The following is a 21,834-nucleotide window of genomic DNA, read 5'->3' on the forward strand; positions in this document are numbered from 1 at the left end:
AAGCAGGGAACTCTATATGTCCCCTGCTTCTTCTGGCTACTCTATTTTTTCCGGTTCTGGAAATTCAACCCCAAATGTTTCAACTGTAACTTGCTTAATTTTTTGATCTTCAAGAGGCTTGTCCTGATTATCCTTTTCCACATTTACGATCTTATCGACTGCGTCCATTCCTTCTGTTACTTTACCGAATGCAGCATACTCACCATCCAAATGTGTAGCTTCAGCAACCATAATAAAGAATTGAGAACCTGCTGAATCGGGGTCTTGAGATCTCGCCATTGAAAGAACACCTCTTTCATGGTTTAACTCATTGTCAACTCCATTAGATTCAAACTCACCTTTAATTGCATAACCAGGTCCACCAGTACCTCGACCTTCAGGGTCTCCTCCTTGAATCATAAAACCTGGTATCACCCGATGAAAGATAAGTCCATCATAAAAGCCTGATTCAGCAAGGGAAATAAAATTATTTACCGTATTTGGAGCAATATTTGGATATAACTCCACCTTAATCGTATCATTATTCTCCATTGTAATAGTAGCAATTGGATTGTCTTCAATTTCTTGTGCTGGTTGTTTTACATCATCCTTATCAGGTTGACTTTGTTCATTTGTACCACAGCCACCAACAATGAGCATGACTAAAAAGATAATACTTAATACACTTTTAATTTTCATGACCTTCTCCTTTCAACATATATGTACTTTTCTAACCCACATCACTTTATATATAGACTTCATCTATGTTACGGTAAAAGTATACAGTAAAGGAACAGGTGGTGTCTAACTTGGTATATACAGAATTAAAGCATCTTTTGAAAGATTACTACCCATTTACATTGTTAACAGATTTTCAGTTACAAGAAATGACCGATAAAGCTACACAAGCGACCTTTGCTCAAAATGAATTTATTTTTCACGAAGATGAAGATGCTGATCATATTGATATCTATTTTTTAGTATCTGGGCTAGCGAAAAATATTTTACATCAATCAAATGGAAAGCAGTTATCACTACGTTACTATTATCCTGGAGACATTATTGGATTAATGGTTATGTTCACAAGTGGTGAGTTAGAGTTTTCTGTTCAAGCATTAGAAGATTGTACGGTTTTCAAGCTGAACAAGCGTCATTTTTTTGAAATTATGACCCGAAACAACGATTTTTCAAAGGTCATTTGGGAAAGTATTGGAGAAAGAACAAAGTCCTTATATGATGAGATGAAAAACAAAGCAACCCATGATGACGAGGAAAATGTACACTTATTAAAAACACGTGTGAAAACACTAATGAATCAACCTATTCTTATTCAACCTCACCTTACAATGGATAAAGCAGCACAGCTTTTAGATGAGAAGAATGTTTCAGGATTAATTGTGAATGATGAACAATTAAAAATGAAAGGAATTATCACCAATAAGGAAATATTAAAATATGCATCCCAGCCATCTTCCTCTAATTTAGTTTCAGACTGGATGAACAAGCAGCCATATTATGTTGAGGCTGATGCGTTTGCATTTGAAGCTCTTTCTTATATTAAAAATAAAGCAAATGAGTTTATTCCTGTTATTCATAATGGGAGTGCGATCGGAGTATTAACCAGTCGTTCATTCCTTAATCTTGAAAATTCCAGCTACTTAGATTTAACCTATAATGTAAAAAATTCAAGATCAATTAATACTCTCTTACAGCAAAGTTCTTTAGTGAATACTACGTTACAATCGTTTGTTCAAGAGCTTGTTGAAAAGGAAAGTTACGCTTATGAAGTATCTGAAGTAATCACAAATCATAATGATAATATTCATAGACAAATTATTAAACTAGCAGAAAATGAGATGAAAGCAGAGGGCTATGGAACTCCGCCAATTAACTACTGTTTTATCATAATGGGAAGTCAAGCACGACACGAACAAGGATTTCACACAGACCAAGATAATGGTGTTATTTTAACAAATTATTATCACCTACCTAATCGTTCTAACATTGATGAATATTTTAAAAAATTCACTCAAAAAATTAATCATTATTTAAGTTTAGCTGGTTTCCCTGAATGTACAGGTGGAATTATGGCGAAAGAGTCTAAATGGAGAAAGTCTTTATCAGAATGGAAAAGAGAAATTCAAACATGGAAAGATGAACTTGATGCTCAAGAAATTCAAAATTTCACGATGTTTTATGATTTTAGACCAATTTTTGGTGATTTTTCCCTTGCTGAAGAAATAAGAGACTTTCTTACAAACAAAGCTAAAAAGTCAAAAACCTTACAACAATTATTAATGAAGGATGCTCTTCGATTTAAGATTCCTGCACATCCTCTAGGTATTATAAATTTAAAGCAAAAAAACAAAAAAATTAATGTTAAAAAGACAGGATTAACACAAATTATTTACTCAACAAGAATTAATGCCATTAAATATGGAGTCAATGAGGTAAGCACGGTGAAACGTCTTAATGAATTAAGAAAAGTTCAAGCCATGCATCCACGTGATGTTGAAAATGCTAAAACAGCACTTCACTATTTACATTATTTTCGATTGCAGCAAAACCTTAATCAGCTTGAAAACAATCAAGATGTTTCAAATGAAATTAATGTGTATGAGCTTTCAAAAGAGGATCGAATAAAGCTAAAGGAAGCACTGCAGGTTGCTCATCGTATGCAGCAAGTAACCAAGATTAGCTTTAATCGAAATCGGGTGGTGTAGAACAGTTTGCCAGATGATATAAAGATATTAAAATATTTATTTTGGGATCAATTATTCTTTAAACACCGTATGAACAAAATGGTTCAGCTTCCAGAATATGATCATGCCCTTACTTCAACTGAACAATTTTTAGAAAGTCAGAAAGGATTAATGAATAAAGATTTAAGCTCCTGTACGTTTACAATTTTTGATCTTGAAACAACTGGATTTTTTCCAAACATGGGGGATGAAATTATTTCAATCGGGGCAATTAAAGTAAAAAACTTTGAAATATTATATGATGAGGCATTTTATACGATTATGAAACCAATTAATAAAATTCCGAAAACAGTTGAAGAACTAACAGGATTATCGGGAGAGATCTTAACAAAAGCCGAATCATTTCCTGTTGGCATAAGTAAATTTCTTGACTATTGCAAAGGAAGTATTTTGGTTGCCCACCCTGCTACATTCGATATAGAGTTTATGAAAACAGTTCTTAATCAATGGAATTTTCCGGATTTCTCAGTGGATTTTCTTGACTCCCATTTGATCGCAAATGACTTATTTACAGAAGAAAGAAATTATTTAGATAATCTCATAGAGCGTTTTAATATATCAGAGCGCGAACGACATCATGCTTTAAATGACGCTGTTATGACCGCTAATGTTTTTATCAAACTTCTACAGCATTATGATCATTCCGTTATAAGAAACCCAAAACAATTATTAGATAAAATCGAAGAAAACGATACAGTTAATGAGGGTTACTCTTAAAAAGAGCATTGAAAAAGGTGTGGCAAATTGCCACACCTTTTTGTTGTTTATATTTTTTTGAAAATAGCAGCTTGTGACGTTATTTCTCCTGCTTGATAATTAGTAATATGTGAGAATTTGTAGACACATCCGTATCCATCAATATCAAATAATGTCATTTCCATAAAATCTTGTGGTAGTTCGTGTAAATGCTTCAAAAGAATTTCATTTTCAGAGTAAAATTGTAAATCCCCCTCCTGTAAGTAGTGGACGAAAGGATTTGTTTCTAGACGTTTTTCTAAAGGAATGTTGTAAAAATTCATTTAAAGCACCTCACCTTTTTATTTTCTTTGTTTTCTGTATTTTCTGATTATTTATATAATACACCAAAACTTCTCGTTTGAAAACTATTTTTTAAAAATTATTATTATTTTTTCTTGTCATATTATGACTATAGTAAAATCTCAAAATCTTTTCCATTTATTATCATACCACCACTCCCCTTTTCTCAAGGATATAAGCAAATGATACCAATTACCAAAGAGAATATTCATGTTAAAATGTGATGGAGGATGTGATGATTTTGAAAAAATTTATAGTTTTTTTTATTATATTACTATTATCATTGCCTATTCTTGTTAGTTTTACTTCAGGCAGTACGGTTGGGGCCTATTCATCCTTTCTGTCTCCAGAAGGTATTCAATTTGTTAGTTATTCCCATGAATGGGACGAGCATAAATTAATAGATTTATATAAGGAACTTAAACAAAACAAGTATGGAGAAGAAATAAATATGCTTCAAGAAATTAGGGTTGTGGCAGGAAATCATTCCTCAGGAGATACAAAGGGCAGCTACCATCCAACATCAAAGACAATTGTACTTTATCAAGGTGACAAGTATCGTGAACCTGATGATTATCGAGAAACATTGTCACACGAATATGGCCATCATTTTGCTTATTATTATTTTCCATCCCACCACCTCCCTTTTTCTAAGTGGCAAAAGTTAAGAGGCATAAACATTGCCCAGCTGCGATGGGATGCGTTTTGGAACTATGAAGAGAAAAATCATTCTTTCTATCCGCAAGAAATTATTGCAGATGATTACGTACTTTTATATGGTGCAACAAATTATGTTAATTCAAAAGATGTTTATAGTAATGAAGCCTTTTACCTCCGAACACAACATGAAAATCAGCAACTTCCAAATGTGTTAGAAAATAAAGAACTTCTAGCTTATTTAGAAGAAGAAAGCGGAGTTGCTATTGATAAAGAGCGCCTTATCCAAACACCATTTTTCACAAATATTGAAGATGACAAAATAAGCTTTTCTGTCTCCGAAAAGACGAACATTGCTTATAGATTAAATATAGAACTTTTTAGTCCATCTAGCGACCAACAAACGGTAGAGCTCTATAAGATTACAGATAATAAAGACAATGAGATCGAATTTTCTTTAGATGATGTTGGCCTCGGGCGCTTTTCAGATTTTGAATCTGCCATTATATCAATTGATGTTGTGGATTTAACAACTTCGATTGGATTTGAGACAAAGGAGACAACATTGAACTTTTAAAAGATAAAAGAGGAATGGGATACTGTTATCCTAACACACTATATGTATGGCTAATTACATTGTTTTCTAATCCAATTATAATAATGGTCCAGTATTGACGAACTGGACCATTATTTGTATGTGAAAACCATATGTGTATCGTTTTATAATGAAAGTGTACAAATTGCATTCGAAAACGGCATATGTGTATGCTTTTGCTTAGATTGAAAGTTTAAAACCATTCGTTTAATCCAACAACTGGTAAAAATGACATCGAAAGTGGTGTTAATTGTGATTTTTATCCATTTGCGTATGGTTTTATAGTTAGAATGGTACAAATTGCATTCGAAAACGACAAATGTGTATGCTTTTGCTTAGATTGAAAGTTTAAAACCATTCGTTTAATCCAATAAATGTAAAAAATAACATTAAAAATGTTCTTAATTGTGCTTTTTATCCATTTGCGTATCATTTTACAGTGAGAATGTACAAATTGCATTCGAAAACGACAAATGTGTATGCTTTTGCTTAGATTGAAAGTTTAAAACCATTCGTTTAATCCAATAAATGTAAAAAACAACATTAAAAATGTTCTAAATTGTAATTTTTATCCATTTGCATATCATTTTACAGTGATAAAACAAAAATGACCATCAAAACAGTGCTAATTTGATGGTCACCTCAGATAATTCTTTTAATTTCATACTAGCTAACGAAACCCTCTACATACATTCACAATCCCGTTCCCTATTTTCTTTCATACAAAACAGTTAAACTAATTAAAGTGACAAGTATCGTTGCTCCCATATCTGAAAGGATTGCAATCCATAATGTTAGCAAGCCTGGGATCGTCAACAATAAGGCAATTAGCTTCAATCCAAGTGCAAGTGTAATATTAAGCTTAATAATGGAATTCACTTTCTTTGCTGACTTTATTGCGGATGGTAATTTCCCAAGGTGATCCTGCATTAATACAATATCAGCTGTTTCAATTGCACTATCAGTCCCTTTCCCCATGGCAATTCCTAAGTCTGCTGTTGCAAGTGCTGGTGCATCGTTTATTCCATCACCAATCATTGCAACCTTAGTCCCTTTAGAGAGCTCTTTTACTTTTTCAACTTTCTCATCTGGTAGCAAGCCAGCAAAATATGAAGTTAAACCTACCTTTGATGCTACTTTCTCTGCTGTGCTTTCATGGTCACCAGTTAACATGACTGTCTTTTGGATTCCTGCTGCATGTAAAGCCCTAATAACATCCGCACTCTCTTCTCTTATTTCATCTGCGATCCCCATGATGCCAAGTACTTTTTCAGTACTAGCTAATATTACTAATGTCATGCCTGATTGTTTATATTGTTTAATTTGTGCTTTTACACCTTCCTCTATATGCACATTTTTCATATGTGCTTCGTTACCAAGGAAGTAAGTCTCTCCATCTATTTTTGCAACAATTCCACTTCCCGAAACTGTTGTTATTTCCTCTGGTTCAATCAAAGATAGTCCTTCAGCCTTTCTCATCACTGCTTTTGCAATCGGATGTGATGAGCTATTTTCAATGGAAGCTGCAATTTGTAAAAACTTCGGATCATATTCTACAAAATCCTCTACAAATGGCTGCCCCTTTGTTAGGGTGCCTGTTTTATCAAAGGCAATCGTATGAATTTTACCTAACTGCTCTAAAAATACTCCTCCTTTTACAAGTATTCCATTGCGAGCATTTTTGGTAATACCAGACACAATGGCGATCGGTGAAGATAAAACTAAGGCACATGGACAACCTACAATTAATACCGCTAATCCCTGATAAAACCAATCTCCCCAGCTACCGTTGAATAACAATGGTGGAATTAGCATCACAACTGCAGAAATAATCATGATCAAGGGCGTATAATATTTTGCGAACTTATTTATAAACAATTCTGTTGGTGTCTTTGTTTCTTGCGCTTCCTCTACTAAATGGAGAATTTTTGCTAATGACGATTCTTCATATGCTTTAGTAATTTTTATTTTTAGTACACCTTCATTGTTAATGCTTCCTCCATAAACCGGCTCATCTTTATCTTTTTCAACTGGCATGCTCTCTCCTGTGATAGCTGCTTCGTTTACAGAGCTTTTTCCTTCTAACACTAAACCATCCGAAGGAATTTTTTCACCAGAACGAACTAAAACAATTTGATTTGCCTTTAAAGATGAAATTTCGACTATTTTTTCTTGACCATTTTCAAGTACAGTTGCTTCCTTTGGAGCTATCGCTAGCAGTTTTTCCATTGAATTTCTAGCTTTTTGCATCCCCAAGCCTTCTAGGTATTCATTTAAACCAAAAAGAATTGCAACTAAAGCTCCTTCTTTCCATTCTCCAATACCTAATGCACCAATTAAGGCAATTGTCATTAACGTTTCGATATTAAATTTTAATTTAAATAGATTTTTCAATCCCTTTATAAAGGTTTGGTATCCACTTAAAACGGTTGCTGCTAGAAAAAGTCCGATTGCAATATATTCATTAAAAAAGAAATCTGTTAGAAAACCTGCAAGATAGAAACCAGCTGATAGGGATAAAAGTAAAATCCAATTAACCCCTGTAGGGTGATGATGCTCATGATCATGCTCGTGTTCGTCAGCTTCTATATATGCCCCATCTGAAGATAAAATCTTTTTTACTTTTTCAATATCAACATTACTTTCTAGTTTAAGCTTACCTGTGTTATAGCTTAAAGATGCTGTATGTCCTGATGGTAATTTATTTATTTCTTCCTGTAATTCTCTTGTACAGTTTGCACATGTTAATCCTTTAACTTTATATTCTTCCATTGTGCTCAACTCCAAAATAAATGCTTAATGATGCTGTGCATGGTTAATTGTTTGTTGCAGAACATTCATTACGTGATTATCATCGGGCGAATAATATAATGTTGTCCCTTCCCTTCTATACTTAACCAAGCGTAAATTTTTCAAAAATCTTAATTGATGTGAAACGGTTGATTGAAGTAACGATAATTTTTCAGCAATTTCATTCACTGAATGTTCACTTTGCGAGAGTAAGTGTAATATTTTAATTCTGGTTGGATCACCTAATGCCTTAAACGTCTGTGAAACAATAAATAATGTTTCTTCGTCTAATTGATCTTGTGGTTCCTTTTTACCTGATTCATCCATGATCAGCACCTCTTACTTTTTAGTATATATCAAAATATGCATATATGTTCATATTATCTAATTAAATAATAAAAAAAAGATTGACTCTTGTCAATCCTAACCAATTAATAAAAATACCTCCAATATGAAAATACCGGTTAATAAACTAAGCAAATGATAAAAACGATTTGCCTTCTTACTTGATGTTAGAAATAATTCAACAATCGAAATGTATAGCATTGTACTAATTGCAACACCTAATAAGGCCCCTAAAATCATGTCATTTTTTATCGTCACAATATTTCCTAGTAAGACAAATCCATAAAGACTAAATGTAAGATAAAGAAAAGCAGTGACTATAAGATGAGGCTTAAGCTTTAATGCAATAGCTAGCATCATTAATGCCATCCCCTCCGGTAAGTGATGTAAAATAATGAGATGATAAAGATGTCCTTCGTGGTCCGCATGGTTCCCCATAGCAAACCCTGAAGGTGCATTATGTAATGTAATGGCAATAAGCAGAAGAAAAAACGTTGATTTTGATTCATCTTTTGATGAATGATGTACATACTGATCCATTACTATCATACATAGAAGACCAACACCTATTCCCAAAATAATAGATAAAGGCTGATAATGTGAAAAACTATGTGGAATAAACTCAAGACATAGTATTCCCACAATCATACCGGCACTAAGAGAGAACAAGTAGTCGATCTTCCAATTTCCTATTTTACTAATGATAAGTGATAGAACCCCACCTGCTATCAATGATAAAAACACATAAAGGCAAAACAAAAAATCCACTCTATTCCCTCCATTACATTACAGATAAAGCAATTACTTTAAGTTATGAACAGCTTTACCTGTTTAGTACAAGGGCAATTAAGAGATGATTTGTGAAAGAAAGTAATCAATAACACTTTCAGAATGTAAACGTACTCCAACATATGGAGGCCTTATATGGTTGTTCATCTCATATGGCATACCTAACCACAGATATTTTTTATCTATAATTATGAATGGAAATGAAACTGATTGGGCTTTAATGCTTTTCATGTTATCAGGGGATATTGTAGTTAAACGGACATTGCTGCTTCGGCTATTGATTATGTCTTTCCACTCCTCGGATAACCCTTTGGTAGTAGGTAGTCCAACAATTATTGAAGAATAGGCCTTTTTCACATCTTTCATGATAAGTTCCAGCTTTTTTGCATGAACCCATGTTAAATTTGCATGTTGGTTCTTAATCCATGTCCCTATTTGCTGTTGTCCGACTTTTTGATTTTTACTTACCTGATGATCAACAAGCTGACGTATTGTTTTTCCCCGGAACACCTTAGATTGAAGAAATTGTTGATCAGCCAGATGAACAAACTTTCCTCTAGTTCTTGTCATGGCAACATTAATAAGTCGCTCACTATCCTTGCCAATTAAAAGCATTCCAGGTCGTTCTTGCGGATAACTATCGACCGTATCAAATACCATAACATCCCTTTCACTTCCTTGAAATCTATGAACTGTTGCAGAAATAATGTCCGAATCCAATCGTTCTATTGAATATACATCATTTAGTAGCATGTCCATTAAAGCTGCCTGAGCACGATAAGGTGTAACATATCCAATTGACCTTGCTCCTGCTAAGAATGACTCGTGTATTATTTGAAAGGATAAAAGTAAATGCCAAAGGTTATATCGTGAATTTGATGTTTTTTCACGCATACTGTACATTCCGCTATAACTGCTGTCTAACAATATGGACGAACAATTTGAAAATGGTTCTCTTTCTACAATTGAATTTCTAGCAGATTTCACACTTTCGTGATCTCCAACAAGATCATGATAAATGTACTTATTTGTGAATGAAGAAATATCCGGGTGCATTCTTCTTTGTTCTTTTAAAAGAAAAAGATGAGGATGTAGAGTACTACTTGAATGATCATCAAGCCAATCAACTACACCTGCTTTATGAAAAATGTCGTTTCTTAACCATTCATCAACAAGAGCATGTTTTGCAGCCGCAATTGGAGGAAGCTGCTTAAAATCTCCGCAAATGATCACTCTTCGGCCGAGAGTTGCAGCAAAAGCAATTTGCGGAATATAGGCCATACTTGCTTCATCAATTATGACAAGATCATAGTCTTTTTCATAAATACTCGGATCGTTCGCAGCCTTTGATAATGTTGTTCCTACAATATTGGCATCCTTAACAAGCTCAATTTCCTTTTGTCTTATTTTTTCTAAAACTGTCGCTAATTTACGTTCAATTTCAAGCAATTGTTCAGAATCCCTTTGACTATAGGATTGTGAAAGAGTTTGTTTCATCCCTCTTCTATGTTCATGCAAATCATTTCTTTGTTTTGCTAATTCCGGGTGCCTTTTATGAATCAGCTCCAATGTTGTTAGGTTATCGTTTGATGTAATCGATGTTTGCGATCCATAACGAAGCAAATCACCTTCTCGAAAATGGCCCTTTTTATGAATAAAACGAGAAATTTCCATCATAAGCACATCAACTGCTTGATTACTTTGTGACAGAACTAATACTCGATCGCCTTTTACATATTTATTTCCTGCTACCCTGCTCAAGGTATAGGTTTTACCTGTACCAGGGGGACCCCAAACAAATGTAACAGGATTATATTTGCTTCGTAAAACAAGTTCATGAACAGCTGATTTTATTTTTTCGGTAGGGTGCTTAGGAGCATTAGATGGATTCATCAATCTTTTCATTCGTACTTTCTTCCGCTTACTTTCTTTTATTTCATCGAATCTTTCATGTAGTTGATCTAACAACTCCCATGGATCATGAAGTAAAAAGAGCTCGGAAGGTTCATGTCCAAGGGATTCCTCCAAGGATAAGATTACACTTTTCCCCTCTGATGAAAGAACTTTACCGTTCACTGTTCTTTTTCCAAATTCGACTTTAATTGAAGAGCCTATTGGCACTCGAATGGGTACAGTGGTTTCAAAATAATAAGTAAATGACCCATCGTTTGACATCAGTTGACCATCTTTTAATGCGTATCTCGTACTTCCATATTTCTTTAGATGCATGATTTCCACACGGATTGCCTTTTGCCATGTTTTTATATAATAATTGGTAGATTTCATGTTTATAACGTCCTTATCGTTTTTCTGACAGTTTTCACCGAAACAAACTATACCATGATCGAGTTTGAAAAGCGAATATCTTTAAAATAAAAAAAGGACCAAAATTGGTCCCTTAAACACGAGTCTTATCTTATACCAACATATCCTTTGAATGGTTGGTACATGTGCATTCAGTTAAGCTGTAGCCTGTAACTTGAAATCCATTTTTTTGTAAGAAGCGAACGCCCATGTTTTTTTCAAGTTGACTTCCAGCAATAAGATGTACTCTTTTATTAGGAATTTCATGAAAGTATCTTCTTAAATATGCAATAGGTATAACAATTGAATCGAAATTTTTCATCGTTGACAAATTATTATAATCTCTTACATCCACAACTTGACTAGATTGATCATGATGATCTATATCTACACAAGGTACATTCTTAATAGAAATTGACCTTTTTAAAAAACTTCCGATTAACACGATAAGAATAATACCAGCTATGAGATAAAGCATCTCCCTTCCCCCTCTAAGAAGTAAATGACAATGTTATTAACTTATATAAATATAGATGCTTTTAGATGGTTTTATCAAGTAATTGGATTTGAATCTGATCATTTTTTTATAGCTAGCTAGTTAGCATGCTGCAGCTTACAGTTTCAGGCATTTACCTTACTTATATGAAAGATACCCCTACTTGTTAAGTTGATCTAAAATTGGGTACAGCTCTTCAAGATGAGTGATTTCAAAGTCTGGTTGTACTTCGTTACGTTCTTTGTTATGGCGATTAATCCAAACAGATTTCATTCCAACTCTTGATGCACCTAAAATATCTGTCATAAGATTATCTCCTACCATTATTGCCTCATCTTTTGAAAGATTCATTTTTTCTAATGCATGCTCAAAAATAGTTGGATCAGGTTTTCCTCTTCCAAAAGCACCGGAAATAATTATTTGCTCAAAGTAAGGAACAAGCTCTGGAGTAATTTCTAATTTAGTATTTTGTAAGTCTGGAGAACCGTTTGTTAACAAAAGAAGACGGTAAGATTCCTTTAACTTGTCCAACACTTGAAAAGATTCATCATAAACAAAAGGTTTTTTTCTTCTTTGTGCTGGAAATTCTTCAGCTAGTGTTGCTCCATAGTCAGGATCATCAATTCCACATGCTTTTAAGCCTCTTGTCCATGCTTCTTTCCGATATGTGGGAACGATTTCTTTCATCTTGCGAAAATTCTCTTCATCGTCTAAAAAGTTACCCCAAAGACCTTCAAACGGGTTGATTCCGATCATTTGCGTAAAATCATATGTTTCGTATGAGGAATAAAGCTCCCTCGCTTCTCTTCGAACAGCTTCTTCAAGCATTTCAGAATGTATTCCATATTTTTGTTCGGCTAATTGACATGTCGCAACAAATGCTTCCTTTACACTTTTTTGATCCCATAATAACGTATCATCTAAATCAAAGAAAATAGCTTTAATCATGTTTGTCCCCCTAGAATCTATGTATTTTCATATTTAAAAACTCTTACTATTCAAACAATAGCTTACAGAGATTTGATTAATATGTAAATAGTACCTGAGAAAATCCTTTTATGAAATATTCAAAACAGCAAAAAAACCGCTCTTCTATGAGCAGTTTTTGGTTACAATTAAATTTATACGGATTGTTTCTTTATTTCATCTCGATCTTCATTAGAAATAATTTCCCTTAAAATATAAAAATAAATGCGGAACATTTCTTCAATTGCTGCTTCTATTTCTTCATTTTCACTGTTTTTTAATCTCTTTTTTAATGCATCATAAACAGATTGTTTATTGTGTCCACGCATTGCGATGATAAAGGGAAAACCGAATTTCTTTATATATTTATTATGATAAGCGATGAATTTTTTATATTCTCTAGGTGTTAAAGATCTAAATCCCGATTGCTTGCCTACATAATTGTAAGGGTTTTGACCTCGAATTGTTTCAATAAAATCCGGAAGAGTTTGAAGTAGGGCAACTCTTTCTTCGATTGTATATTTTTTCACACGTTTTTTCATTGCATGATGAAGAAATTGATAAGAGGGAAAAGGTCTTAATTCGGATACCTGTTCGGCAATTGAATGCTCAAAAATCCAACGAAAAGTTGAAACAAATTCCTCACGTGTAAGCACATTCGCATCATGAATTGTCATCACTAGATATCACTCTCCATTAAAGATTTTTATCTTATTGAATTTCTTATTTTTTGTTTACCACCTCTCTGTATCGTTGAACAGCTCTAATGATTCCTGTGTAACCAGTACACCGACAAAGGTTGCCTGATAAATGTTCGATAACCTCCTCATCTGTTGGCTGCTGATTTTGCTCTAATAAATCCTTTAGCGCTATGATCATTCCTGGAGTACAATATCCACATTGAAGTCCACCTTCTTCAAGAAATGCCTGCTGAATAGGATGAAGTGATTGATGTGATACATGTTCAATTGTTTCTATTGTTGAAAGGTGTATCTGATAGGCCATGACTAAGCAAGAATTTACAACTTTTCCATTTAGTAATACCGAGCATGCTCCGCACCTTCCGATTTCACAAGATATTTTAGTGCCTGTTAATTGTAAATCTGTTCTTATAATATCGACTAACCGATAAGTTGGCGGTACGGTTAAATGATACGGTTGACCATTTAATTCAAAAGAAAGATCTATTTTATTTTCCACTTTTGCCTCTTTCATAGAAGCACCTCCTGTTACTTATCGACAAAGGTGTTAATTGTTAATGCATCCAAAACTTCTTCGGGAGAAACGGGGAGATTCTTCACCCATAAGCCACATGCATCATGAATAGCAGCAGTTACTGCAGGTGCAATTGCAACAGTACCAATTTCACCAACACCTCTTGGACCAAATACATCTCCCTCCATTAAAGACTCGTCAACAAACACCTTCATTTCTTTTGGAATATCTTTAATGGTTGGAATGAGATACGAATCAAGATTTTGTGTATGATAGCGACTATTTTCCATCACTGAATCTTCATTTATTGTAAAACCAAGCCCCATAACTGCCCCGCCTTCAATCTGCCCTAAATAACCTAGTGGATTCACTACTGGCCCCGCAGCCACACAATGGTCCATTTTTGTTACCTTTACCCTCCCTGTCAACTGGTCGATTTCCACCTCTGCTACAACTGCGGCAAAGGAGTATAAATAATGTCCCCCTATAACTGCATCTGGGGTGGTTGGAAAATGGAATTGTGTATGAAAAACGGGAAGTTTATCATATAAATAGTTTGCTAAATCATAATAACTGATAATAAGTTGATCAATTTTTCCTTTCCGCCAAATTCCTTTTCCCCCTAAATAAAGGAGATCACGTGTCGTATCTGTGTAAGAGGCTGCCTCATCTAATATTTTATTTAAAAATGGATCTCTTAGCTTTTGAATGCCATTCCAAATCATATTTGTTGAACGAGATGCAGTTGAGGAACCTGAAGAAGGAACGAGATCTGTATCACCTATTACAATCTTTAAATCTTCTTTTCTACACCCTAAAGCTTCCATCATCATAATTTCGATTGAAGCCAACAATCCTTGGCCAAATTCTTCAAATCCGAAAGCAATTTCAATTTTCCCATCCTTGGTTAAAGAAAGGCGAGCACCTGAAGGATCAGGTCGACCAAAGCCAAGACCCCCGCCATGCATAGTGATTGCCACGCCTCTACCTTTCACATTTAGAGGCTCTGTTTTTAAAGGCTGCGTTAATATGGGAGATTTTTTAATCATATTTAAAACACTTCTAGCTCCATCATTCCTTACTATTCGTTGTCCTAACGGCCCGGGATCATCTGCATTTCTAAGATTTTGTTCTCTAAATACTAATGGATCAATTTGTAACAACTCAGCTAGTCTATCCATTTGTGACTCTAATGCAAAGGTAACTTGATTCCCTCCGAATCCACGATATTCACCTGAAACTCCATTATTTGTAAACACAGAGACTCCTTCAATATCAACATATGGAATGATATAAGGACCCGTTGAATGCTCAACTGCGAAGTCTAAAACAGCTGGTCCAAGTGTTGCATATGCCCCTGTGTCTGCAACAATTCGAACAATATGTCCTACTAATTTTCCTTCTTCGTTCGCCCCTGTTGTCATGGTTATCTTCATAGGATGTCGTTTAATACCCGCTCTTACTGATTCCGTCCTCTTATTATGGAGCTTTACTGGTTTTTGTGTTTTAATAGCTAACAAAGCCGCATATGGTTGGATATTTAACTCATCTTTCCCACCGAATGAACCACCGATTGGACTTGATATCACTCGGATGGAACTTTCAGGTATAGATAAGATTCTAGCTAGCTGCATCCGGTCTTTAAAACCGTGTTGTGTTGCCGCATAAACCGTTAATTTACCATCATTCTCTGGAACAACAACTCCTCCCTCTGTTTCCATATATGCATGCATTTGTCTTGGAGTTTCATAGGTTTCCTCAACAATGTAAGGACATTTTTTAAGTTCATCTAAAACATGTTCACTGTTCTTGTACCCTGCACGATGCAAAACATTTCCAGCAGGATGTAATTTCATTTGTGAACTTAAAGCTTTGTCCGGGCAATCAATCACCTCCAGTGGTTCATATTCAACAAGAATGAGCGAAAGTGCCTTCATAGCAATTTCCTCATTAATCGCTGCAACTGCAGCAACTGCGTCACCTACGTAGCGAACAGTGTCTTCGCACAAAACAGGCTGATCAGGAAATATTAATCCAAAACGATTCATCCCTGGAACATCTTTATATGTGATGATCGCTTCAACTCCCTCAAGTTGTTCTGCTTCAGTTGTGTTAATTGAGTTAATTTTTGCATGAGGAAACGAACTTCTTAACACTTTCCCAATTAATATGTTTGGGAAGCAATAATCAGTTAAATATTTTAGCGAGCCAGTTACTTTATCATGGCCATCAGGACGGATTCTCCATTTACTTTTGTACTCGTTTTTATTTAACTCCTTCATCCCTCTTATCCCTCCCTTAGGATCGTTTCTAATTTTTCTGTAAGAATGTTTGCTGTAACCTTCTTCCGGTACGACTCTGTTACAAAGGCATCCGAATATGAATGAAATTCTTCTAAAATTGTATTGTATATAATGTCTCTTGTTATTTGAGATCTACTACCGGTCAATAGCTTTTCTAGTTTTTGTAGTCTAATAGGAAAATGTGTTCCTCCCCCGACAGCTATGCGAATAAATGAATTTTCATTATGACCGCACTTGCTCCAACAACAACTAACCGTCACTAAAGAAGCTGTAAAGGCTTCTCTTCTTCCAACCTTTCGATAAAAACTTTTTGTTTTCTTAGCTTGAAGAGGAATTAAAATGTCAAGAAGCAAAAAGGGGTATGATCCTTTTTCTTTTAACCAGGTTGCTAAATCAATCACGTATATTTGGTCTTTAAGCGCTATTTTCACTTTCGCATCTAACACAAGAAGGGCTGGAATTGCGTCACCAATTCCACTTGCTACATTTCCTCCTATTGTTGCACGATTCCGAACAGCAGGTGCAGCAATGTTTCTACAAGCTTCAGTTAATAATGGACAGTGTTCTACTATCTCAGGATGCGTGATACACTCTGCAATCGATGTAAGTGCACCGATTGCTAAAATATTCTCATCATTCTTTTCATATCTAACTTTTTTTAATTGTTCAATACAGGAAAGATTAATTAGTCTTGAAGGAAGGGGAACACCTGATTCCCATTGGATTTGATGAAGCGTACCTCCTGCTACATATTCGCCTTCAAAAAGCACTTTCAATTTTATTGCATTCTCAATTGTTATTGGATGTTCGACGAAGATCTCGGATTTCAGCATAGTTGATTGTTGTTCGGCATTCATTACATCACCTAATTTCATTTAGAATTTTTGTGAATAAAACAGATGAGAATAGAAAATGGAGGTTAGTAGTTTGAGGTTAATTTAAAACCTAGTACATTCTTTGATTAGCCAAGTTGGGGACTTACTATTTGTTTATAAGTCTCATACTGTTCTAGTGTATCAATATCTATTAATTGGTGATAATCTGTATTTATTTTTAAACCATTTAACATTCCCGTTTTCAAAAGCCTTCTCGCCCCTTGATCACCTTTAATTTTTAATAAAGAATCAAATCCCTTCTTTTGAAATAAGATTGGTGGTTTCATTGAAATTCCATCGAACGAGGCGATAAAATCATGTTCATTGGATGTTCGACTTATTAATTTATCTATCAATTGTGAAGTAATAAACGGTTGGTCCGCTAAAAAAACTAAAACGGCATCAGCTCCTACTTGCTTTGCTCTTTGAATACCTGCTTGAAGTGAATAAGATTGACCGAGATGTGCTTGCAAGCTGATAATATGCTCCCAATGAATAGAATTTGTAAGAAGCGGCTCAATCGTTCGAAGCCAGTTTGGTTGAAAGTCTTTTGTGACAATGACTAAATGATTAATCTTAGATTTAACAATTTCCTTTAATGCCATTGTTCCAAGAGTGTCACCTGCTAAAGGCAATGATAGTTTACAAGTACCCATACGTGAGCTGTGACCTGCTGCCAAGTAAATTCCCACGATGTTTTCGTTATACATTTACACACCTCCTTGCTTTCTGTTCGATTAATTCAGCAACAATGCTAACAGCAATTTCATGTGGTCCTTCAGCCCCTATTGATAAACCAACAGGTGAATGAACCCAATCTTGAACCTTTTTTCCTTGTAACAACCTTTGCGCTCGATCTTTTGAGCCTAAGATCCCTAAGTATGATAGTTGTTTTTTTAGTAAGTACTTCACTAACTCGAGATCTTTTTGAAAATGATGTGTCATTAACACAATTGAGTCTGAGGTTGAAAACGTATAGCTAGTTAGAAATTCTTCAGGAGATCGTACAACGGTTTCGGTTGCTGAAGGAAAATAATCTTTGTGACAATAAGCTGGCCTCCAATCTGCAACAATGACTCCATAGCCTGATTGTTGAGCAAGTTGTGCAAGAGGTCTAGCATCAGCTCCTGCTCCATAGATAAATAGTCTAGGTCTCGCTTGAATTTCTTGTTTAAAAAGGAGATAGTCATTCTCCATCCTTATTGCTTCTGATTGCCATTTTTCTTTTTGGGGAAAATCTCCTTTCCATTGTCCAAAATACTCAGCATTTTCTGTATAAAAAAGATAACCGTAAACATCACCTTCAAGAGATAGTTGTTTAATGTACGAGACCGATATACCATGATTAGTAAGCTCTCTTACCTTTTTTAAGTGCGACATCAATTCTGGGGTTATTGACTCAATTAATACCTTTATTGTCCCGTTACATCCAACCCCCTGTCCCCATGACAAGTCATCTTCTGCTGTTAAGTCATACGTTATCAAAGTGGAGCCCTTCTGATGAAAATACTCTTTACATCTTTCTTTTAAGTCTTCTTCTAAACATCCTCCACTTAACAGGCCCGTTTGAACTCCATCTTCATGAAAAAGCATAGTGGATCCAGCCTTTTTATACGAAGAGCCATCCACATTAACAATCGTTGCTAATACCATTTCCTGTGTGGATTCTGAAATGGTGTCGAGGATTTCATAAATGTCGGTTCCCATCCTGCTCCTCCCTCTCTATTAAATCATCGTATCGACTCTCGATATTCTTCGTAATAATCGCTGAATAGAAGAATTTGCTTCTTTTAGCACAATTGATTTATCAATTGTTAGTAAACGTTGGTCTTCCATCACAATTTTTCCATTAATGATCGATGTTTCTACATCTGCTCTCGTTGCTGAATAGACAATTCTTGAAATAGGGTCAACCTCTGTTGAAGGATACGTATGAAAATCATTTAAGTCTAATATCACAACATCAGCTTTTTTCCCGACTTCTAAGCTACCAATCTCTTTTTCCATTCCCATTGCAGCTGCTCCACCCATCGTTGCCATTTTGAATACTTTTTTTGCATCCATAGCCGTTGGACCATGGTCTGGCTTTTGAATAAGTGCTGTTAACCTCATTTCATTGAACATATCAAGATTATTGTTACAAGGTGCACCATCAGCACCAATACTTAGAAATACTCCTTGATCAAGCATCTCAGGAGTATTTGCCACTCCAGAAGCAAGCTTTAAATTTGAGCCAGGACAATGACTTACCTTTACTCCTCTATCACGAATAATTCTTTTCTCTTGTTCGTCGAGCCAAATGCAATGAGCTAGTAATAATCTGGGATTTGCTAAGCCGATATGATCCAAATAAACAACATTTCTCATTCCTCGCTCACGTTCAACCATTTCTATTTCTGTTTGATTTTCTGATGCATGGGTGTGTACCATTACTTGATACTGCTGAGATAAATCCCTTACTTGCGTTAACATCTTTTCTGAACATGAAATAACAAACCGTGGTGAAAATGCATAATGAATACGACCATTGTCAAACAGATGCCATTTTTCTAATAGGTCAACACTTTCTTGTATGGAAGAACTAGTATTTTCTAATAAAATTGATGGAACATTTGCTCCTTGATCCATCATAACTTTACCAGCTATAGCCCTAATTCCACTTTCTGCTATAGCTTGAAAAGCATATTCGGTATGCCTAACTGTTTCCATATCGATTATGGATGTTGTTCCACTTCTAATTAATTCTCCTAGACCAAGCATAGCTGAATAGTAAATTGATTCCTCGTCATGCGCAGCTTCAAGGGGCCAGATCTTTTTGGAGAGCCAGTCTAAAAGTTCTAAATCATCACCCTGCCCGCGAAACAGTGTTTGACAAAGATGAATATGACTTTGAATTAAACCAGGAATAACCGTCTTCCCTGTTGCATCAATCATTTTATCCGGAGTCACATTCTCAATTTTATCCTCTATTGCAACAATTCGGTCATCCCTTATTAAAAGATCTCCGTGCAAAATTTCACTTTTTTCATTCATCGTTATGATTTCAGCATTTTTAATTAAAATTTCCACTAAGTTCCGCCTCCCACCTACCTGACAATCCCAACACCTTGTTACTAAATCTAACAATCATAAATACACGAAGCTTGCTTTCTAGAGAAACATTCATTCTCATCTATTAAATTAGCTAAATTATATCCTCAATTGTAAATTATTGTTACATTTATGTTAGAAATTCTCACAGAGAGTTTTAAATGAAAGTATTTTCTATTATTCAGCTGAAATAAAAAAGAGTTGCCTACATGATTGTAAGCAACCCTTATCACTACTTAAACAGTAACATTTAGTATAAAATCTTCTACTACCTTTGCGACTCCATCATTCATATTCGTATCTGTAACAAAATTTGCCAGATCTTTAATTTCTTGAGGAGCATTTCCCATTGCAACTCCAAGACCTGCAAACTCAATCATGGATATGTCATTATAACTATCTCCAATTGCAATAACTTCTTCCTGTTTAATGCCACATTTTTGAATTAGTTGATGTAAGCTTGTTCCCTTTGTAACACCTTTTTCAGTAAACTCCAGGAAATACGGCTTTGAACGCATGATTGAAAATTGATTGTCTAATTCTTTCTGCAACTTCTTTTCAACATCCTTAAGTACATCTGGCTCCGCTACCATTAATGTTTTTACTACTGGCACAGTTACTGACTGTACAAAGTCTGATACCATCTTAATAGGTAATCCGGTTAAAGTAGATTCTTTTTTCGTGAAAGGATTTTCATCCATCGTAATAATTTCATCACCTATATATGTATGAATAAATACATTTTCACGACGGCTTATGTCAAACAATTGATGAACAGATTCTGCACTTAATGTACTGCTGAACATTTCTTCATTTGAAGAGCAATTAATGATTTTACCACCATTAAAAGATAGAATATAGCTTCCATACTGATGTAGTAATAATTCATTTGCATACTCTCTCATTCCAAAAGTAGGACGACCTGATGCTAAAACCACTTTCACACCTTGTTCTTGCGCTCTCATTAACGCCTCTTTTGTACGAGGTGATATCGAATGATCGTCACATAATAACGTATCATCCAAATCTAATACAATCATTTTATATGTCATGTTTTAAGTCCTTTCTATACATAGATCACTATATTCATATCCTACTATAAAAAGAGGCTTAAGGGAAAAAAACATTCCGGAATTCAAAATTAATGTTATATTAATCATTAGAACCCCGCTTTAACTCTTATCAACAAATAAAAATACTGGTCTAACATCCACTAACGAGTTCTGATTTGAAGAAAATAAAAATTAACATAGAGTAATTCGTACTAGGATTAAAAGGCAATTTGATAAGTAAATCACACGAAAATAAGCGGAGAAATTCCTCTTATTGAGGAAAAAGCACGAAAAAAAGATAAAATAGACGGAAAGGTTCCTTTTATTTTATCTAAAAAGGTGAAGATGGACCATTTCACTTTGCTTAACCGGAATATATCCGCTTATATCATCCAAACCGAGTTCCATTCTTCAGTCTAACCGTAAAAATTCCACTTATTTAAACTATCCGTTACTCAATTCAACAAGGCCTTCTTTATTTATCCGCCCTTCAATCACCATCATCCTCCACCCCTGGTAGATAAATATCATTTTCAGGATACCAATTGGAATAACAAAGAGCTTGATTTATGTCACCA

At 34.8% G+C, this 21,834-nt stretch carries 19 protein-coding genes; 3 read left to right on the top strand and 16 right to left on the bottom strand.

Translation table 11 applies throughout. The features are described from left to right. Positions 1-36 precede the first annotated feature (36 nt). On the bottom strand, positions 37-678 hold the full coding sequence (locus D9842_RS09900) for a peptidylprolyl isomerase (protein ID WP_121662384.1): 642 nt from the start codon (positions 676-678) through the stop codon (positions 37-39). 101 nt (positions 679-779) lie between these two features. Here D9842_RS09900 and D9842_RS09905 point away from each other — a divergent pair, with 101 nt between their 5' ends. Both D9842_RS09905 and D9842_RS09910 read left to right on the top strand, forming a co-directional pair. Beyond that, entirely contained in the window at positions 780-2,702 is a 1,923-nt protein-coding gene (locus D9842_RS09905; RefSeq protein WP_445159126.1) for a DUF294 nucleotidyltransferase-like domain-containing protein, read from the top strand. A 6-nt stretch (positions 2,703-2,708) separates the two neighbouring features. Further along, complete coding sequence (locus D9842_RS09910) at positions 2,709-3,458, top strand: 3'-5' exonuclease (RefSeq protein ID WP_121662385.1); 750 nt, start codon at positions 2,709-2,711, stop codon at positions 3,456-3,458. Positions 3,459-3,505: 47 nt separating this feature from the next. Here the strand turns inward: D9842_RS09910 and D9842_RS09915 are convergent, their stop codons facing one another. Continuing rightward, the gene (locus D9842_RS09915) at positions 3,506-3,760 is read right to left on the bottom strand and encodes a hypothetical protein (RefSeq protein ID WP_121662386.1); all 255 of its coding nucleotides are present in this window, start codon (positions 3,758-3,760) and stop codon (positions 3,506-3,508) included. A gap of 260 nt (positions 3,761-4,020) precedes the next feature. Between D9842_RS09915 and D9842_RS09920 the strand changes: the two genes are divergently transcribed. After that, on the top strand, positions 4,021-5,013 hold the full coding sequence (locus D9842_RS09920) for a hypothetical protein (RefSeq protein WP_162987388.1): 993 nt from the start codon (positions 4,021-4,023) through the stop codon (positions 5,011-5,013). A gap of 726 nt (positions 5,014-5,739) precedes the next feature. Here the strand turns inward: D9842_RS09920 and D9842_RS09925 are convergent. From D9842_RS09925 to D9842_RS09990, 14 genes are all read right to left on the bottom strand, one after another. Further along, a complete protein-coding gene (locus D9842_RS09925) occupies positions 5,740-7,803 on the bottom strand; it encodes a heavy metal translocating P-type ATPase (RefSeq protein WP_121662388.1) in 2,064 nt (687 codons plus the stop codon). A gap of 24 nt (positions 7,804-7,827) precedes the next feature. Next, complete coding sequence (locus D9842_RS09930) at positions 7,828-8,148, bottom strand: ArsR/SmtB family transcription factor (protein ID WP_121662389.1); 321 nt, start codon at positions 8,146-8,148, stop codon at positions 7,828-7,830. Positions 8,149-8,244: 96 nt separating this feature from the next. After that, positions 8,245-8,934: a ZIP family metal transporter gene (locus D9842_RS09935; RefSeq protein ID WP_121662390.1), complete on the bottom strand. Its 690-nt coding sequence runs from the start codon at positions 8,932-8,934 to the stop codon at positions 8,245-8,247. A gap of 78 nt (positions 8,935-9,012) precedes the next feature. After that, positions 9,013-11,241: a DEAD/DEAH box helicase gene (locus D9842_RS09940; RefSeq protein WP_121662391.1), complete on the bottom strand. Its 2,229-nt coding sequence runs from the start codon at positions 11,239-11,241 to the stop codon at positions 9,013-9,015. Positions 11,242-11,371: 130 nt separating this feature from the next. Further along, positions 11,372-11,737 (bottom strand): hypothetical protein, encoded by a 366-nt coding sequence (locus tag D9842_RS09945; protein ID WP_121662392.1) that lies wholly within the window; start codon positions 11,735-11,737, stop codon positions 11,372-11,374. A gap of 177 nt (positions 11,738-11,914) precedes the next feature. Further along, a complete protein-coding gene (locus D9842_RS09950; RefSeq protein WP_121662393.1) occupies positions 11,915-12,703 on the bottom strand; it encodes an HAD family hydrolase in 789 nt (262 codons plus the stop codon). Positions 12,704-12,876: 173 nt separating this feature from the next. Then, positions 12,877-13,398: a 2-oxo-4-hydroxy-4-carboxy-5-ureidoimidazoline decarboxylase gene (uraD, locus tag D9842_RS09955; protein WP_257536061.1), complete on the bottom strand. Its 522-nt coding sequence runs from the start codon at positions 13,396-13,398 to the stop codon at positions 12,877-12,879. 46 nt (positions 13,399-13,444) lie between these two features. Continuing rightward, complete coding sequence (locus tag D9842_RS09960; RefSeq protein WP_121662395.1) at positions 13,445-13,936, bottom strand: (2Fe-2S)-binding protein; 492 nt, start codon at positions 13,934-13,936, stop codon at positions 13,445-13,447. A 14-nt stretch (positions 13,937-13,950) separates the two neighbouring features. After that, positions 13,951-16,218 (bottom strand): xanthine dehydrogenase subunit D, encoded by a 2,268-nt coding sequence (gene pucD / locus D9842_RS09965; RefSeq protein ID WP_121662396.1) that lies wholly within the window; start codon positions 16,216-16,218, stop codon positions 13,951-13,953. Positions 16,219-16,223: 5 nt separating this feature from the next. Beyond that, the gene (locus tag D9842_RS09970; RefSeq protein WP_162987389.1) at positions 16,224-17,096 is read right to left on the bottom strand and encodes an FAD binding domain-containing protein; all 873 of its coding nucleotides are present in this window, start codon (positions 17,094-17,096) and stop codon (positions 16,224-16,226) included. A 104-nt stretch (positions 17,097-17,200) separates the two neighbouring features. Then, the gene (locus D9842_RS09975; RefSeq protein ID WP_121662398.1) at positions 17,201-17,824 is read right to left on the bottom strand and encodes a nucleotidyltransferase family protein; all 624 of its coding nucleotides are present in this window, start codon (positions 17,822-17,824) and stop codon (positions 17,201-17,203) included. Beyond that, positions 17,817-18,821, bottom strand: coding sequence for an XdhC family protein (locus D9842_RS09980; protein WP_121662399.1), 1,005 nt, complete (start codon positions 18,819-18,821; stop codon positions 17,817-17,819). The genes D9842_RS09975 and D9842_RS09980 overlap by 8 nt, the downstream gene beginning before the upstream one ends. 18 nt (positions 18,822-18,839) lie before the next feature. After that, complete coding sequence (locus tag D9842_RS09985; RefSeq protein WP_162987390.1) at positions 18,840-20,183, bottom strand: 5'-deoxyadenosine deaminase; 1,344 nt, start codon at positions 20,181-20,183, stop codon at positions 18,840-18,842. Positions 20,184-20,440: 257 nt separating this feature from the next. Beyond that, complete coding sequence (locus D9842_RS09990; protein ID WP_121662400.1) at positions 20,441-21,256, bottom strand: Cof-type HAD-IIB family hydrolase; 816 nt, start codon at positions 21,254-21,256, stop codon at positions 20,441-20,443. Between the last annotated feature and the right edge of the window lie 578 nt (positions 21,257-21,834).

Origin of the sequence: Metabacillus litoralis, from assembly GCF_003667825.1 — a bacterium.
GTDB classification, from domain to species: domain Bacteria; phylum Bacillota; class Bacilli; order Bacillales; family Bacillaceae; genus Metabacillus; species Metabacillus litoralis_B.

Excerpts from the sequence above, each read along its gene's own strand:
- pucD (WP_121662396.1), bottom strand. The coding sequence starts at position 16,218 with ATGAAGGAGTTAAATAAAAACGAGTACAAAAGTAAATGGAGAATCCGT.
- D9842_RS09960 (WP_121662395.1), bottom strand. The coding sequence starts at position 13,936 with ATGAAAGAGGCAAAAGTGGAAAATAAAATAGATCTTTCTTTTGAATTA.
- D9842_RS09940 (WP_121662391.1), bottom strand. The coding sequence starts at position 11,241 with ATGAAATCTACCAATTATTATATAAAAACATGGCAAAAGGCAATCCGT.
- uraD (WP_257536061.1), bottom strand. The coding sequence starts at position 13,398 with ATGACAATTCATGATGCGAATGTGCTTACACGTGAGGAATTTGTTTCA.
- D9842_RS09975 (WP_121662398.1), bottom strand. The coding sequence starts at position 17,824 with ATGTATAACGAAAACATCGTGGGAATTTACTTGGCAGCAGGTCACAGC.
- D9842_RS09930 (WP_121662389.1), bottom strand. The coding sequence starts at position 8,148 with ATGGATGAATCAGGTAAAAAGGAACCACAAGATCAATTAGACGAAGAA.
- D9842_RS09945 (WP_121662392.1), bottom strand. The coding sequence starts at position 11,737 with ATGCTTTATCTCATAGCTGGTATTATTCTTATCGTGTTAATCGGAAGT.
- D9842_RS09950 (WP_121662393.1), bottom strand. The coding sequence starts at position 12,703 with ATGATTAAAGCTATTTTCTTTGATTTAGATGATACGTTATTATGGGAT.
- D9842_RS09925 (WP_121662388.1), bottom strand. The coding sequence starts at position 7,803 with ATGGAAGAATATAAAGTTAAAGGATTAACATGTGCAAACTGTACAAGA.
- D9842_RS09980 (WP_121662399.1), bottom strand. The coding sequence starts at position 18,821 with ATGGGAACCGACATTTATGAAATCCTCGACACCATTTCAGAATCCACA.
- D9842_RS09970 (WP_162987389.1), bottom strand. The coding sequence starts at position 17,096 with ATGAATGCCGAACAACAATCAACTATGCTGAAATCCGAGATCTTCGTC.
- D9842_RS09915 (WP_121662386.1), bottom strand. The coding sequence starts at position 3,760 with ATGAATTTTTACAACATTCCTTTAGAAAAACGTCTAGAAACAAATCCT.
- D9842_RS09900 (WP_121662384.1), bottom strand. The coding sequence starts at position 678 with ATGAAAATTAAAAGTGTATTAAGTATTATCTTTTTAGTCATGCTCATT.
- D9842_RS09990 (WP_121662400.1), bottom strand. The coding sequence starts at position 21,256 with ATGACATATAAAATGATTGTATTAGATTTGGATGATACGTTATTATGT.